General features: G+C 64.4%; 16 protein-coding genes and 1 tRNA gene. 8 read left to right on the top strand and 9 right to left on the bottom strand.

The window, feature by feature from the left end:
• The first annotated feature begins 61 nt into the window (after nt 1–61).
• Nucleotides 62–763, top strand: a complete 702-nt coding sequence (locus BM136_RS17340) for a fumarylacetoacetate hydrolase family protein (RefSeq protein WP_092973442.1) — start codon at nt 62–64, stop codon at nt 761–763.
• Between the two features lie 26 nt (nt 764–789).
• A complete protein-coding gene (gene maiA, locus BM136_RS17335; RefSeq protein WP_092973440.1) occupies nt 790–1,440 on the top strand; it encodes a maleylacetoacetate isomerase in 651 nt (216 codons plus the stop codon).
• Between the two features lie 80 nt (nt 1,441–1,520).
• Here the strand turns inward: maiA and ftsY are convergent, their stop codons facing one another.
• Nucleotides 1,521–2,705: a signal recognition particle-docking protein FtsY gene (ftsY, locus tag BM136_RS17330; RefSeq protein WP_092973438.1), complete on the bottom strand. Its 1,185-nt coding sequence runs from the start codon at nt 2,703–2,705 to the stop codon at nt 1,521–1,523.
• Between the two features lie 60 nt (nt 2,706–2,765).
• On the opposite strand from ftsY, the gene BM136_RS17325 reads away from it, so the two are divergent.
• The 5 genes from BM136_RS17325 to BM136_RS17305 all read left to right on the top strand — a co-directional run bounded on the left by BM136_RS17325 (nt 2,766) and on the right by BM136_RS17305 (nt 7,356).
• Nucleotides 2,766–4,262, top strand: a complete 1,497-nt coding sequence (locus BM136_RS17325) for a M16 family metallopeptidase (protein ID WP_175537158.1) — start codon at nt 2,766–2,768, stop codon at nt 4,260–4,262.
• The gene (locus tag BM136_RS17320; RefSeq protein WP_092973434.1) at nt 4,262–5,614 is read left to right on the top strand and encodes a M16 family metallopeptidase; all 1,353 of its coding nucleotides are present in this window, start codon (nt 4,262–4,264) and stop codon (nt 5,612–5,614) included. The genes BM136_RS17325 and BM136_RS17320 overlap by 1 nt, the downstream gene beginning before the upstream one ends.
• Before the next feature lie 76 nt (nt 5,615–5,690).
• On the top strand, nt 5,691–6,341 hold the full coding sequence (gene rsmD / locus BM136_RS17315; protein WP_092973432.1) for a 16S rRNA (guanine(966)-N(2))-methyltransferase RsmD: 651 nt from the start codon (nt 5,691–5,693) through the stop codon (nt 6,339–6,341).
• 197 nt (nt 6,342–6,538) lie between these two features.
• Nucleotides 6,539–7,042, top strand: coding sequence for a pantetheine-phosphate adenylyltransferase (gene coaD, locus BM136_RS17310; RefSeq protein ID WP_004633426.1), 504 nt, complete (start codon nt 6,539–6,541; stop codon nt 7,040–7,042).
• Nucleotides 7,043–7,092: 50 nt separating this feature from the next.
• Complete coding sequence (locus BM136_RS17305; protein ID WP_004633424.1) at nt 7,093–7,356, top strand: YfhL family 4Fe-4S dicluster ferredoxin; 264 nt, start codon at nt 7,093–7,095, stop codon at nt 7,354–7,356.
• 66 nt (nt 7,357–7,422) lie between these two features.
• Here BM136_RS17305 and BM136_RS17300 read toward each other — a convergent pair whose 3' ends face one another.
• The 8 genes from BM136_RS17300 to BM136_RS17265 form a co-directional block, all read right to left on the bottom strand.
• Nucleotides 7,423–8,070 (bottom strand): DUF4124 domain-containing protein, encoded by a 648-nt coding sequence (locus BM136_RS17300; protein ID WP_092973430.1) that lies wholly within the window; start codon nt 8,068–8,070, stop codon nt 7,423–7,425.
• Nucleotides 8,071–8,094: 24 nt separating this feature from the next.
• Complete coding sequence (pth, locus tag BM136_RS17295) at nt 8,095–8,697, bottom strand: aminoacyl-tRNA hydrolase (protein WP_092973428.1); 603 nt, start codon at nt 8,695–8,697, stop codon at nt 8,095–8,097.
• A gap of 169 nt (nt 8,698–8,866) precedes the next feature.
• Nucleotides 8,867–9,493, bottom strand: coding sequence for a 50S ribosomal protein L25/general stress protein Ctc (locus tag BM136_RS17290; protein ID WP_004633417.1), 627 nt, complete (start codon nt 9,491–9,493; stop codon nt 8,867–8,869).
• A gap of 152 nt (nt 9,494–9,645) precedes the next feature.
• Nucleotides 9,646–10,596: a ribose-phosphate pyrophosphokinase gene (locus tag BM136_RS17285; protein ID WP_004633415.1), complete on the bottom strand. Its 951-nt coding sequence runs from the start codon at nt 10,594–10,596 to the stop codon at nt 9,646–9,648.
• Between the two features lie 82 nt (nt 10,597–10,678).
• A tRNA-Gln gene (locus BM136_RS17280) sits at nt 10,679–10,755 on the bottom strand.
• Nucleotides 10,756–10,805: 50 nt separating this feature from the next.
• Entirely contained in the window at nt 10,806–11,675 is an 870-nt protein-coding gene (gene ispE / locus BM136_RS17275) for a 4-(cytidine 5'-diphospho)-2-C-methyl-D-erythritol kinase (RefSeq protein WP_092973426.1), read from the bottom strand.
• A 14-nt stretch (nt 11,676–11,689) separates the two neighbouring features.
• Nucleotides 11,690–12,313, bottom strand: a complete 624-nt coding sequence (gene lolB / locus BM136_RS17270; protein WP_092973424.1) for a lipoprotein insertase outer membrane protein LolB — start codon at nt 12,311–12,313, stop codon at nt 11,690–11,692.
• Complete coding sequence (locus tag BM136_RS17265; protein ID WP_092973422.1) at nt 12,313–14,250, bottom strand: tetratricopeptide repeat protein; 1,938 nt, start codon at nt 14,248–14,250, stop codon at nt 12,313–12,315. Before BM136_RS17265 ends, lolB begins: the two co-directional genes overlap by 1 nt.
• Nucleotides 14,251–14,351: 101 nt before the next feature.
• Here BM136_RS17265 and mutM point away from each other — a divergent pair, with 101 nt between their 5' ends.
• Nucleotides 14,352–15,233 carry a bifunctional DNA-formamidopyrimidine glycosylase/DNA-(apurinic or apyrimidinic site) lyase gene (gene mutM, locus BM136_RS17260; protein ID WP_092973420.1) on the top strand — a complete coding sequence of 294 codons (882 nt, stop codon included), beginning with the start codon at nt 14,352–14,354 and terminating at the stop codon, nt 15,231–15,233.
• Nucleotides 15,234–15,493: the final 260 nt, after the last annotated feature.

Here is a 15,493-nt window from a genome sequence, read left to right as displayed (position 1 = left end):
GGGGGGCGGTGGCCGCAGTGTCCCCACCTGTTCCAATCCAGCTTAGCCTCAGGAGACCCGCATGACCGAGTTCGTCGTCACCCCGCCCGCCGTCAATGGCATTCCCGTCCGTGGCGGGCATGGCCAGTTTCCGGTGCGCCGCGTGTATTGCGTCGGCCGCAACTACGCCGCCCACGCCCGCGAGATGGGCTCCGACCCCGACCGCGAACCGCCGTTCTTCTTCTGCAAGCCGGCCGATGCGGTGCGCTACGTTGCCGACGGTGAGACCGGCCAGTTCGTCTACCCGACGGAAACCAAGGATTGCCACTACGAGATCGAACTCGTGGTCGCCATCGGCACGGGCGGCCGCGACATCTCCGTGGAAACCGCGGCCAACCACATCTACGGTTACGCCATCGGCCTGGACATGACGCGCCGCGACCTGCAGAACGCCGCCAAGAAGGGCGGCCGCCCGTGGGAGACCGGCAAGGCCTTCGACGGCTCGGCGCCCATCGGCCCGATCGTGCCGGCCAAGGATGTCGCCCACGCAGACAAGGGCGCCGTCACGCTGTCGGTCAATGGCCGCGAACACCAGCGCGGTGATCTGTCGGACCTGATCTGGTCGGTGCCGGAAACCATTGCGTATCTGTCGCGTCTGTTCGAACTGCGCCCCGGCGATCTGATCTACACCGGCACGCCCGAAGGCGTCGGCCCGGTCGTCGTCGGCGACTTGATGGTTGGCAAGATCGAGGGCGTGGGCGAGCTGCACGTGAAGGTCATCTGATAGACCCGATAGAAGAGTCAGAAGCCATGTCGATCAAGCTGTACAACTATTTCCGCAGCTCGGCGTCGTTCCGTGTGCGCATTGCCCTGGAGATCAAGGGCCTGCCGTACGACTACGCCCCGGTGCACCTGCTCAAGGGCGAGCAACTCGCGCCGGACTTCGTCAAACTGAACCCTGATGCGTTGGTGCCTGTGCTGTGCGACGGCAACGACGTGCTGAACCAGTCGTTGGCGATCGTCGAATACCTGGAAGAGACGCATCCCGAGCCCACGCTGCTGCCGGGCTCGCCGAGCAACCGCGCCCACATCCGTGCGATTGCGCTGGCCATCGCCTGCGAGATCCATCCGCTGAACAATCCGCGCGTGCTGAAGTATCTGAAGAACACGTTCAACGTGGAAGAAGAAGCGCGCAACGACTGGTATCGCCACTGGGTGAAGCTGGGGTTTGCGGCGCTTGAGGCGCGGCTCTCACAGTCGCCGCTGACGGGCGCCTACTGTGTTGGCGACACGCCGACGCTAGCCGACGCGTGCCTCGTGCCGCAGGTGTTCAACGGCAAGCGGTTTGATGTGGCGGTGGAGGATTACCCGACGCTGGCGCGCATCTTTGAGCACTGCATGGCGCAGCAGGCGTTTCAGCGGGCTGCGCCTGCTGCGCAGCCGGATGCGGCTTCCGCGTAATCTGCAGCGTCACCGCACAAAACAAAACGCCCTGATCAAGTCAGGGCGTTTCTACGTTGAAGCGTTGCGCGCGAGGGTGGTCAACCCAACAACGCATCCGCAAATTCCCGCGCAGAGAATGGCTGCAGGTCTTCCACCTGCTCACCCACGCCGATGAAGTACACCGGCACCGGCCGCTGCCGCGCGATGGCGGCCAGGATGCCGCCCTTGGCAGTGCCATCCAGCTTGGTGACGATCAGGCCCGTGAGGCCTAGTGCTTCGTCAAAGGCTTTGACTTGTGCGAGGGCGTTCTGCCCCGTGTTGCCGTCGATCACCAGCAGCGTTTCGTGCGGCGCGGTGGCCATCGCCTTGGCGGTCACGCGGCGCACTTTCTTGAGTTCTTCCATCAGGTGCAACTGCGTCGGCAGGCGGCCGGCGGTGTCGGCCATGACGATGTCGATGCCGCGTGCGCGTGCGGCATTTACTGCATCGAAGATCACCGCGGCGGGGTCGCCCGATTCCTGCGCTACCACCGTGACGTTGTTGCGCTGACCCCAGACCACGAGTTGCTCTCGCGCGGCGGCGCGGAACGTGTCACCCGCGGCCAGCAGCACAGATTGACCGTAGGTCTGGAAGTGCTTGCACAGCTTGCCGATGCTGGTGGTCTTACCGGCGCCGTTCACGCCCGCGATCATGATCACCATCGGCTGTTCGCGGCCGAGCACCATGGTCTTTTCCAAGGGGTGCAGCAGCTCGACCAGCAAGTCGCGCAGGGCGGTCTTCACGCCTTCGGCAGTTTCGATGCGCTGAGCCTTGATGCGGCGGCGCAGTTCGCCCAGCAGGTATTCGGTGGCGTCGACCCCGGCGTCGGCCATCAGCAGCGCGGTCTCCAGTTCTTCGAACAGCGCTTCGTCGACCTTCACGCCAACGAACAGCGTGGTCAGGCCCTTGCTCGTCTTCGACAGGCCGGAGCGCAGGCGCGACATCCAGCCCTTGCGGGCCTGTTCGATCACGGCGGGCGTGGGCACGGTCTCGACATCGTCGGCTTGCACGTCGAGTGCAGGCTGCACGGCAGGCGCGTCCGGCACGGCAATGTGAGCCGGGAGGGCAACAGGTACGGGAGCAGGTGCAGCGACGGGCTGGGGGGCCGCAACCGGGGCGGGTACGGGCGCGGGGGTAGGGATCGCAGCCAGGGCAGGTGCCTGCGCGGCTTCGGGCGCCGCTGCGGGCGTGGGTTCGGCGGCCGGTTGGGGCTCTGCCTTGCGCTTCTTCCAGAAACTAAACATCGTAAAAGGCAGTCTATTTCGCCGTTAGAATCAAGCGTCGAATTTTATCAGACAGCCCTTATGCGCTCTTCCATGCGAATCGTTTCAAACCGGGCTCGGTCGCGAGTCTGGCAATTGGCTGCGGCGGCCCTGGCGGCAGGCCTGCTGGCCGGCCATGTTGGCGCGCAGGAACTTGCTGCTGCGCCCGGGCGGCCGGTGGCTACCGCCAGCGGCGCCAAAGTGGGCGCCAGCCAGTCCGACACGCACGAATACAAGCTGCCCAACGGGCTGCAACTGATCGTCAAGGAAGACCACCGTGCTCCCACCGTGGCGCACATGGTCTGGTATCACGCCGGCAGCATCGACGAGCACAACGGCACCACGGGTGTCGCCCACATGCTTGAACACATGATGTTCAAGGGCACGAAAGCTGTTGGCCCCGGCGAGTTCTCCCGCCGCGTGGCAGCGCTGGGCGGCCGTGAAAACGCCATGACCACGCGCGATTTCACGATGTACTTCCAGCAGATCGAGAAATCGCACTTGGCCGATGTGATGGGGCTTGAAGCCGATCGCATGGCCAATCTCCAGCTGACCGACAAGGAGTTCAAGCCGGAGATGAACGTGGTGAAGGAGGAGCGCCGCATGCGCATCGACGACTCCGCCCGTTCCACCGTCTACGAGCAGATGCTCGCCACGCTGTTCAACGCCGCGCCGTACCGGAACCCGACCATCGGCTGGCCGGGCGACCTCGACACGATGACGGTGCAGGACGCGCAGAACTGGTACCACGCCTGGTACACGCCCAACAACGTCACCGTGATCGTCGCGGGCGATGTGAACCCCGATGAAGTCTTCCGCCTCGCACAGCGCACCTACGGCAAGCTCAAGCCGCATGCGCTGCCGCGCCGCTATGCGCAGGAGGAGCCCAAGCAGATCGGCGTGAAGCGCATCTGGGTGAAGGCGCCGGCCGAGAACCCATACGTTGTGCTGGCGTACAAGGTGCCGCGCCTGAACGATGTGGAAAAGGACGTCGATCCGTATGCGCTGGAAGTCCTGTCGGCCGTGCTCGATGGCTATGACAATGCGCGCCTGTCGAGCCAGCTCGTCAAGGGTGAAAAGCGTATCGCCGACGACGTCAACGCCGGCTACGATGGCCTGAACCGCGGCCCGTCGATCTTCCTGATGGACGGCACGCCTGCCGACGGCCATACCACCGCCGAGATCGAACAGGCGCTGCGCGCGCAGATCGAGCGCATCGCCAAGGAAGGCGTGACCGATGCCGAACTGAAGCGCGTGAAGGCACAGGTTGTGGCCGCGCAGATCTACAAGCGCGACTCGGTCTTCGGTCAGGGCATGGAGATCGGCATGAACGAGATGAGCGGCCTGTCGTGGCGCTCCATCGATCGCCAGCTCGAGAAGATCAAGGCCGTAACGTCGGCGCAGATCCAGCACGTGGCGCAGACCTACTTCAGCGAAGACAACCTCGTCGTCGCCACGCTGCTGCCGCAACCGATCGATCCCAACAAACCGGCGCGCAAGCCTGTTCCCGGCATGCGCGATGAAGGAGGGCTGCGTTGATGCGCGCCATGTCTCTGACCCTGAAGATGGCGCTGGTCGCCATTGTTGCAGCGGCGGCGCAGAGTGCTCTGGCCGCGCTGCCTATCGAACACTGGACGGCCCCGACCGGCGCGCGCGTGTTCTTCGTGCCGAGCCCGTCGATTCCGATGCTGGACATCAATCTCGACGTGGATGCGGGCTCGCGCTATGAGCCGGCAGCCAAGGTGGGCCTGGCCTCGCTCACAGCGGGCATGCTCGACAAGGGCGTCGCGGCGCAGGGCAACGCGCCCGCCCGCGATGAAGCGGCGATTGCAGATGCGTTCGCCGATGTGGGCGCGAGCTTTGGCGGTGGCGCCGGTGGTGATCGCACGAGCCTGCGCCTGCGCACGCTGTCCGACCCCGTTGAGCGCGGCCCGGCCATCGCGCTGATGACGCAGATCATCTCAGCGCCGACCTTCCCCGACACCGTGCTCGCGCGGGACAAGCAGCGGCTGGTCGCGGCCATCCGCGAATCGCTGACCAAGCCGTCTGTGCTGGCCGAGCGCGCGTTCGGCAAGGCCATCTACGGCACGCATCCATACGGGCAGACCGCTTCGCCGGAAACGGTGGAGAGCATCACGCGTGACGACATCGTGCGCTACTACCAGGCCAACTACACGGCCAAGCGCGCAGTGGTAACGCTGATCGGCGCGATCAGCCGCAAGGAAGCCGAGGCCATCGCCGAGCAGATCACGCGTGGCCTGCCCGCTGACGGTGCCACGCCGCCGGCGCTGCCCGACGTGAAGATGCCGCTGGCGAAGGCGGAGACGATCCGCATACCGCACCCGGCGCAGCAGGCGACGATCATCCTCGGGCAACCGGGCATTGCGCGCGGCGACAAGGATTATTTTCCGCTGCTGGTCGGTAATTACGTGCTCGGTGGTGGCGGTTTCAGTGCGCGCCTGACTAACGAAGTCCGCGAGAAGCGCGGTCTGACGTACAGCATCGGCAGCTACTTTGCGCCGGCCGCGCAGCCCGGTCCGTTCGAGCTGGCGCTGCAGACGCGCAAGGACCAGACCGAAGAAGCGTTGGGCGTCGTGCGTGACACCATTGCCAAGTTCGTCGCTGACGGCCCGACCGACGCGGAACTGAAGGCCACCAAGGACAACCTCGTCAACGGTTTCCCGCTACGCCTGGACAGCAACCGCAAGCTGCTGGACAACGTGGCCAACATCGGCTGGTACAACCTGCCGCTCGACTACCTGGACACGTGGACGCAGCGCATCGCGGCTGTCACGCGTGACCAGGTGCGTGCGGCATTCCAGCGCGCGCTGCAACCGCAGACCATGGCGACGATCGTGGTGGGCGGTCCGGGGAACGTCGCTGCGAACTGACGCACGGTGGCTGAATCCGAAAAACCGGCGGCATCTCCCGCCGGTTTTTGTTTGCGCTGGCACTACAATCGCGCCCATGGCACCTCGTACTTCCAAAGGCCCCAAGGCCAAGACCACCACGTCGCATGCGCGCGCACCGCAGCAGGTGCGCATCATCGGCGGGCAATACAAGCGCACGCCGCTCCCGGTGGTCGACGCCGACGGCTTGCGCCCGACCAGCGACCGCGTCCGCGAAACCGTCTTCAACTGGCTCGGTCAGGATCTGACGGGCTGGCGCTGCGCCGACATCTTTGCCGGCACCGGCGCGCTCGGCTTTGAGGCGGCTTCGCGCGGCGCCGCGCACGTGACGCTCATCGAAAACCATGCCCCGGCCGTGCGCGCGTTGCATGCGATTCGCGACAAGCTCGGCGCACGCATGGTCGACATCGTCTCCGGCGATGCCTTCGCCTGGCTCGCTCGCCAGCCCGATGCCGCGCTCGATGCGGTTTTCATCGATCCGCCGTTTGCACAGGACTGGACGGTGCGCGCACTGGAAGCTGCAACCCGGGTGGTCAAGCCAGGAGGCGTGATTTACGTTGAAGCGTCGCAGCCGTTAGTGGATGTGAGTACTGATTCACATGGCGATCAGCCGGCCGCCGGCATCGCGCTGCCTGCCGATATGGTGCTTCACAAACACCTGCGCGCCGGTGCTGTGCATGCGCATTTGCTGCTCCGCAAAAACGGTTAAACTACGCCGCTCGCAACCGATGCATGAGCATCGAGCGGCACCTGCAACGCGGGTGCGCTCGGCCCGCATCGGTGGCACAGGCGGCAGGCTCGGGACCTGCCGTGCTCGATAACGCAACGGTGTCCGAATGCAGTACCGGCGCGGCCATGTCCCACGCCGACGCTTGCGGATGCTCTTTTCCCCTTGGTGGAGGAACCATGGTGATCGCGGTTTATCCCGGCACTTTCGATCCGTTCACGCGCGGCCACGAAGACCTCGTGCGGCGGGCGTCCAATATCTTCGACGAGCTGATCGTCGGGGTGGCGCAGAGTCCGAACAAGCGGCCATTCTTTGCGCTGGAAGAGCGCATCGAGATCGCCCGTGAAGTGCTCGGCCATTACCCGAACGTGCGGGTCGAAGGCTTTTCTGGTCTTTTGAAGGATTTCGTGCGCAAGAACGGCGCGCGCGTCATCGTGCGGGGCCTGCGTGCCGTGTCGGACTTCGAGTACGAATTCCAGATGGCCGGCATGAACCGCTACCTGCTGCCGGACGTAGAAACCATGTTCCTCACGCCGTCGGATCAATACCAGTTCATCTCGGGCACGTTCGTGCGCGAAATCGCCGTGCTTGGCGGCGATGTGAGCAAATTCGTGTTCCCCTCGGTCGAAAAGTGGCTCAAGGAAAAGACCGGCAAGACGGAAGGGTCGGGGAAATCGGAATAAAATGACGTTTTGGCGAGCGCGGGCTCGCTGGCCATTTCAAGGAAGGCATCATGGCGCTCATAATCACCGATGAGTGCATCAATTGCGACGTATGCGAGCCTGAGTGCCCCAACGGCGCGATTTCGATGGGCCCGGAGATCTACGTGATTGACCCGGGCAAATGTACCGAATGCGTCGGCCACTTTGACGAACCTCAGTGCCAGCAGGTCTGTCCGGTGGATTGCATCCCCAAGGACCCGGCCCATGAGGAAACGCACGAGCAGTTGATGCAGAAGTACACCCAGCTCACCTCAGCACCACCACGGGCGGCGTGAGGAAAAAAAAGAGACGGCTTTGGCCGTCTCTTTGCATTGGTGCCTACCGTTTCGTTGGCAGCCCGTTTACTGGATTGGCAGCAGGTCTTCCGGCCCTTCGTACGCATAGCCCGGCTCGCAGACGATGCGGTAGTGCGGGTAATGCGGACGTGGCGGGCGCGGCACGATGGGTGCGGGCGCCACCGGCGCTTGTGCGAACGGCTTCGGGCCATTGCTAGGTTGGCGCAGCGCGCCAGCGGGCGGTGCGGGAGGTTGGCGAATTACCGGCATCGGCGTCGGATAGGGTTGCGGGTAAGGCGCCGGATACGGCAACGGCCCCACGTAGATGCGATGGCAGTAGCGCACGCCTTCCTGCGCAACCACCACTTTCTGCCGTTGCTCGCGGCGTGCCTGTTCGGCCGCCTGCGCCGCCATCTGGGCTTGGCGAGCGTCTTCCGCCGCCTGCGCTTTGCGGCGCGCGGTTTCCATCTGCTGCACTTCGGCGGCTTCGGCGCTGGCGCGTTCGCGGGCAGCCTTTTGATCGGCGGCGCTGGGCGTGTTGTCGATCATGGGCACGGGCTGCGCGCGCGTACCGCAGGGATGGTCGGAATAGGTCGTCTGGCCGTTCTCGCTGCAGCGATACACCTGCGCTTGCGCCGGCGGGCTGGCCGCCAGGCCGAGCGCCAGACCCGCCAGCACGGCGGCGCGAGAGATCAGTTTGGCAAACGGTGTCATGGCAGTGCCGTCAGTGTCGGCGGATCAGCGCGCTGTGTGCAGGCGCATCATGGCTTTCTCGGCGTTGCCGGCGATCAGCTCGGGTAGCGCATCCAGGCTCTGATCGATGGCGCGGTCGATTAGGTCCTGCTCTTCCTTGCGAGGCGCTTTGAGCACGAAGTTGGCAACGTCATGCTGGCCGGATGGTGACGAGCCCGGCGGCAGCAGATTGCGCGGGTGGCCGATGCCCAGCCGCAGCCGCCAGAACTGTTGCGTGGTCAGGTGTGCGGCAATGTCCTTCAGGCCGTTATGCCCGCCGGAACCGCCACCGAGCTTGAGCTTGACAGCGCCGGGTGGCAAATCCAGTTCGTCATGCACGACTAGGATTTCATCGGGCATTACTTTGTAGAAGCGGGCCAGCGCTACGGTGGCCAGGCCGGAGCGGTTCATGAAGGTTTGCGGCTGCAGCAGCCACACCTCGTTGCCCCAAAGGTTGGCGCGGGCTGCATAGCCGTGAAAGCGCGTCTCGCTGCGCAGCGTCACGTTGCCGATGCGCGCGAGTTGGTCGACCAGCCAGAAGCCGGCGTTGTGTCGTGTCGCCGCATATTCGGCGCCCGGATTGCCGAGGCCGACGATGAGTTTGATCATGCGATTCGTATCAGGTTGAGGTGCAGGAAGCGCCCCTCGATCGTACAAGCATAGCTGCTTTCCGCAGCCTGAAAGCGGTACGGCTCGTCCCGCTCAGGCAGAAAAAAAGCCCGGCGAGACAGGCTCGGCGGGCTTTTTTCGCTCGCACCGAAGTGCGAGGTGCGGCAACTTAGGCTGCCGGCTTGTCTTCGCCTGCAGCAGCAGCGCCTTCTTCGGCGGCAGCGGACTTCTCGCCAGCCGGCACGCTGATGTTGGCAACAGCCGGGTTCTCATCGCCACCGTGGGTGAGGATGGTCACGCCCTTCGGCAGCTTCAGGTCAGCGATGTGCAGGGTCTGGCCGATTTCCAGCGTACCCAGATCCACTTCGATGAACTCCGGCAGGTCGGCCGGCAGGCACGACACTTCAACGTCGTTCAGGATGTGGTTCACGATGCCGTGGCCCAGCTTCACGCCCGGTGCGGTTTCCTGGTTCAGGAAGTGCAGCGGCACCTTGACGTGGATCTTTTCCTTGGCCGACACGCGCTGGAAGTCGACGTGCAGAACCAGTTGCTTGAACGGGTGCAGTTGGAAGTCACGCAGCAGCGCCTTTTCCACCTTGCCAGCCACTTCGATGTCGAGGATCGACGAGTGGAAGGCTTCCTTCTTCAGCGCGTGGTACAGCGCGTTGTGATCGAGTTCGATCAGCTTCGGCTCGGCGCCAGCGCCGTAAATGATGGCCGGGGTTTTGCCGGAATTGCGCAGGCGGCGGCTCGCACCAGTGCCCTGAACGCTACGCTCGAAAGCGACAACTTTCATGATTGCTCCAAACGAAAAAGACGACTCGCGACCAAGCCGTCTGGTGAACGGGGCGCCATATTGCGCCCCGCAGACACCGCAGAAGTGCCGTCTAACCGACGTTTTCTGCAGTAAAGCCTTGAATTATAACAGTAAGCCGCTCGGGTACCGAATTATTCAGCAAACAGCGACATGATCGAATCACCGCGCACGATGCGGGTGAAGGTCTCGGCCAGCAGCGGCGCGGTCGAGAGTTGGCGGATCTTGCCGCACTTGATGGCGTCTTCGCGCAGCGGGATGGTGTCGGTCACGACCACTTCGTCAAGCGCTGAGTCTGCAATGCGGGCAGCTGCGCCGCCCGACAGCACCGGATGCGTGCAATACGAAAACACTTGCTTGGCACCGCGCTCTTTGAGCACCTGCGCGGCTTTGCACAGCGTGCCGCCGGTGTCGATCATGTCGTCCATGATCACGCAGTTGCGGCCGTCGACTTCACCGATGATGTTCATCACCTCAGCCACGTTGGCCTTCGGGCGACGCTTGTCGATGATCGCCAGATCCACGCCGAGTTGCTTGGCGAGTGCACGTGCGCGCACCACGCCACCAACGTCGGGCGACACCACCAGCAGGTCTTCGTAGTTCTTCTTGCGCAGGTCTTCGAGCAGGATCGGCGACGCGTAGATGTTGTCGACCGGGATATCGAAGAAGCCTTGAATTTGGTCAGCGTGGAGGTCCATCGTCAGCACGCGCTCGACGCCGGCGACTTCCAGCATGTTGGCCACGACCTTGGCCGTGATCGCCACACGCGCCGAACGCGGGCGACGGTCCTGGCGGGCATAGCCGAAGTAGGGGATGGCGGCCGTGATGCGGCGGGCAGACGCGCGCTTGAGCGCATCGACCATCACCATCAGTTCCATCAGGTTGTCGTTGGTCGGGGCGCAGGTGGATTGCAGGATGAACACGTGCTTGCCGCGCACGTTTTCCTGAATCTCGACCTGGACTTCACCATCGGAGAATCGGCCGACGAGGGCCTTGCCTAGGGGAATGCCTAGGTGCTTGACGACAGCTTCGGCGAGTTTCGGGTTGGCGTTGCCGGTAAAAACCATCAAGCCTTCGCTGCTCATCGGGGCACCTGTTTTTCGACTTCAGACGCGCCGGTCAGTTAAAGCACCAACCGGGCTATTGCTGGGAACATGAGGAAGAAAATGGCAGGGGCGGAAGGATTCGAACCTACGCATGCCGGAATCAAAATCCGGTGCCTTAACCAGCTTGGCGACGCCCCTACACAACCTATTGGTTACCGCCTCCATTGCAGAAGCGATAACTGCAAACCTTACACAGCAAATCCTGCGAGCGGGTGATGCGTCAGACCTGCCGCATACCGACCTTCCCATTCGGAAGGCACCTGATCCGCTACCGCTTGCGCATGCTCGACGTTGTCGAACGGAGCAAACACGCAGGCACCGGATCCGGTCATTCTTGCCAGAGGGCTGAATTGACGCAGCCAGACAAGTGCTCGGGCGATTTCGCCGTATTTCCTTTCCGCCACCGCTTGCAGATCGTTGCGACCGTAAGCGAAAACAATTTGTTGGTCAGGAAAGTCCGTAATTATGGTGAGTGGTGTATCGCGTGTCAACCCTTCATCGGAAAAAATTGCGGGGGTGGGCACATGCACACGTGGGTGAATCACCACGAAGGCAGCCGGCGGCAGCGTGACGGGCGTGAGTTCTTCGCCGATGCCCTCGGCGAAGGCGTTCTGGCCGAACACAAAGAAGGGCACGTCGGCGCCAAGTTTGAGGCCGATCGCCATCAGTTGCGTGCGTGGCAGATCAAGGCCCCAGAGGCGATTGAGCGCGAGCAGCGTGGTGGCGGCATCAGACGAGCCACCGCCAATGCCACCGCCCATCGGCAGACGTTTTTCGATGGCGATGTCGACGCCGTAGGTGCAGCCCGTTTCCGCTTGCAACAGGCGCGCGGCGCGGATCACGAGGTCATCATCGGCGGGCACGCCCGGAATATCGGTGATGCGCACGAGACGGCCGTCGGTGCGGCGCATGAAATGCAGCGTGTCGCACCAGTCGATCAACTGGAAGACGGTTTGCAGCAGGTGGTAGCCATCGGGCCGGCGGCCGACCACGTGCAGGAAAAGGTTGAGCTTGGCGGGCGCTGGGCAATCACGCAGCTCGAAGGGTGCGGAAGACATGACGAAGCGAGGCGTTACTGGTCGAGCACGAGCCGCACCGAGAGCGGGCCATTGGTGCCCTGCGGGCGGTCAAGATCGAGTCGGCGGATGCTGGCCTTGGCGCCGTCGGAATTGTTGCCGTCGTCAGTCCAGGCGACGTAATGGACAGTCCAGCCGTTCTGCTCGATGGTTTCGGGGCGCGATTGCGCATCACGTGCGACGCGTGCCGGTGTGCCGGGGGCAGGGCGAGCGCGTAGCCAGTCGCGCAGGCCCGAGACCGGCAGCGAAAAGCCGAGCGCATCCTGCATCAGCGTGTCGACTTCGGGGGCGCGGCGCGGCGGCTGGTTCGGCAGTTCGAGCGTGGCGCCCTCGTTGCTCTGGCTGACGATGGCCAGCGTCTGGCCCAGCGGCGACATCAATTCAAGCTGCACGTCGGGCCCGCGCTCACGCCAGAGGAAGCTGCCGACGGCGCTTTGCGCGGCGTTGTTCTGCGTGTAACGGGCGGAGAAGCGACCCTGATAGCGTGTGATGGTGGCATCGGCGTCTTGCGTGCCGGCAAAGAGATCGTTGGCTGGCCGCAAGCTTGTGCAGCCGCTGAAGAGCGCGCAGCCGGCGCCGAGCATCAGCGCGCCAAGCGCGCGCGTGAACCGCATCGCCATCAATTTGCACTCACGGGAACATTGGGCACCGGCTGACCGAAACGGCGCAGCGTGTCGCGCAGCGTGGTGTCGTTCACGTCGAGCTTGGATGCTTCGGTCCAGATCTGGCGCGCGTCGTCCTGCTTGCCCGATTGCCACAGCACTTCGCCCAGGTGCGCGCCGATTTCGGCTTGCGGGGCGGCGGCCCACGCCTTGCGCAGGATGTCTGTGGCGGCGGGCAGATCGCCGCGACGGTATTTGACCCAGCCCAGGCTGTCGGCGATGTAGGGATCATCCGGCGCCAGCGACACGGCTTTCTCCAGCAGCTCCTGCGCTTCCTGCAGGCGCACGTTGCGATCGGCCAGCGAATAGCCGAGCGCGTTGTAGCCGATGGCCTGGCCGGGGCGCAGGTCGATCACCTTGCGCAGCAGCGTTTCCATGTTGTCGTAGTGGCCGTCGTGCTCTTCGAGCATTGCCAGTTGGTACGTGTATTCGACGTTGTCCGGATCGCTCTTGAGCAGCTCGTTGACGCGGGCGCGGGCACGGCCGTAGGCCTTGGCGTCCATCAGCATGCCGATTTCGGCCTGGCGGATGCCATCCATCAGGGCCTGGCGGCGCGGGCCGTCGGGCACGTCTTCGGAATCGGCAACGAGCTCGTCGAAGGTCTGTTGTGCCTCGTCAACGCGACGCAGCTTGCCGAGCAACTGGCCTCGCTTGATGCCGGCTGCCAGTGCGGTCTGACCGTCGGCGTCGCCATTGGCGGAACCGGTGATCTTGTCGACCCAGCCCAGCGCGCCAGCGTAGTCGCGCTTTTCCTCGGCCAACTGAGCAAGGCCCTGGTAGCCGGGTTCGGGGCTCAGCGTGGGCGACTTGGCGGTGGCGGCGACGTATTCCTTCAGGTAACGCTCGGCGTCATCGTACTGGCGCTGTTGCAGGTTCAGCAGGCCCAGGGCAAGCGTGATGCGCGCATCGTTGGGCGCGATCTTCTTGAGCGTTTCGAATTCAGCGCGCGCCTTGTCCTGCTGATTGCGCACGAGGTACATGCGGGCGAGCGCCAAGTGGCCGTCGATGGACGCTGGTGCTGCTTTCAGGAAGCTGCGCAAGCCGGCGATGGCGGCATCCGGGTCGCCGTCGGCACGTAGTTCGGCGGCGAGGATGGCGGCGTCTTCATAACCGGGGCGCAGCTTGAGCGCGGTGTCCAGTTCCGTCAGCGCGCCGGGAACATCCTTGGCGGCAACCTTCGCGCGAGCCAAGGCCAGATGCGTTTCGGGGCGCTGCATGTCATGCGAGGCGATGCGCTGCAGCGCGCCTACGGCGCCCGCCGGATCGCTGCTCTTGGACATCTGTTGCTGCAATTGCAGCAGGGCATCGGCACGCTGGCCGGGCGAGACCTTGTTCAACTGCGCCTGCAGCATCGGCTCGACGTCCGACCACTGGCCCGTCGCCACCAGCAAGAGCTGCTGCACCTGGCGTGCCGGCATAGACGTCGGCGACAGTTCCACCCACAGGCGCGCGGCGGTCAGGGCTTGTGCGGGGGAGCGCGTGAGAAATGCGATTTCGGTGGCGCGCTGGGCAAAGCGGGGGTCGCGCGTGTCCTGTGCGAGCGCGAGGTAGGTTCGATATGCCGGCTCGACCAGCCCACGCTGCAGCGACACTTCCGACGCCAGCACGCGGTACATGATGTCTTCAGTGAGCGCGACGCGCGGCAGATCGGTGCGCTCCGAATTTAGCAGGCCGGTGCGCGGGCGCGAGCGTTCAATCTGGATGGCTGCGCGGCCGCCCGTACCGCCTTCCTGTGCCGCCTGGGCAAGGAGCGGGGTGCTGGCAACCGACTGCGACGACCAGGCCGGCAGGCTCGTCAGCCCCCCCGCCACCAGCGCGGCCAGAAGGGCCGTTCGGCTGCGCAGGAATCGCCGCGGGCGTTGCGTCGCGGGCGAACGGGAGAGGGCGTGAGGCATGGTCTCGAAGCTCCGGATGGGGGTTCGGGGCATTGTAGCCTGACCGCTACAATCGCCCGCATCGTAAAAAAGGTTGGAGCAGCACATGGGATGGAGGTTCGATGCCTGAGTTGCCGGAGGTCGAGGTCACTCGCCTGGGTTTGCTACCGCATATTACGGGGCGACGTATCGTGCGCGCGGTGGTGCGCCATCACGGCTTGCGCTGGCCGATCGATCCGGCGTTGCCGGAGTTGCTCGCGGGCCTCACTGTCACGCGCTTGCTGCGCCGGGGTAAATACCTGCTCATCGAATGCATGCCCGCGGTAAGCCAATCCGCAAGCCACGCCGATGCCGAGGCCACAGGCGGCTGGCTGTTGATCCACCTGGGCATGACCGGCACGTTGCGCGTGCTGGAGGCGCCCGTGCCGCCCGGCCCGCACGATCACGTCGATATCGAACTCGCCGACGCAACTGGCGTACCCATCACACTGCGCTATCGGGACCCGCGCCGCTTTGGCGCCGTGCTCTGGCACGCCGGCGACGAAGCCGGCTTGGCCGAACACCCGCTGCTGCGTAGTCTCGGCATTGAGCCGTTCGATGCGCGATTCGACGGCGACTGGATGTTTGCCCGCACGCGCGGGCGCCGGGTTGCCATCAAGTCGGCGCTGCTGGCAGGCGATATCGTGGTCGGCGTCGGCAATATCTATTGTTCGGAGAGTCTGTTTCGCGCCGGTATCCGGCCGACCACGGCGGCGGGCCGCATCAGCCGGCCACGCTATGCGGCGCTGGCCGATGCCATTCGCACCACGCTGGCCGATGCCATCGCACGGGGCGGGAGCACGCTGCGCGATTTTGTCGGGTCAGACGGACAAAGCGGCTACTTCCAGCTCGAAGCCTTCGTGTACGACCGCGCTGGTCTGCCGTGCCGAGTGTGCGGCACGCCGATCCGCCAGATCGTCCAGGGGCAGCGCTCCACTTTCTACTGCCCCACCTGCCAGCGCTGACCGCCCTGCCAGGGGCATCGAAAGCCGCCTGGAGACGTCGCGCTGGAGCGATCTGGTCGTCATTTCGCAAGGTTTTTGAAGTGGGGTGTCTGGCCGCCGATGGCATCCCGCAACACTTGTCTGCCCGGGCTGGAGAACCTTGCGGAAAGTTCGCCCGGAAGCTGGCGGTTCCCTGTATCGTTCCACCTAAATTTGTGCATTTCTGTGCCGTAATTGAGCGGAACAGCGATGTCGAGGGGCGCGCGCATTTTGTTGCGGTC

This window comes from Ralstonia sp. NFACC01, from assembly GCF_900115545.1.
Classification (GTDB): Bacteria; Pseudomonadota; Gammaproteobacteria; order Burkholderiales; family Burkholderiaceae; genus Ralstonia; species Ralstonia mojiangensis.
Note: the sequence above shows the minus strand (reverse complement) of the source record. Positions and strands in the feature narration are given on the sequence as shown.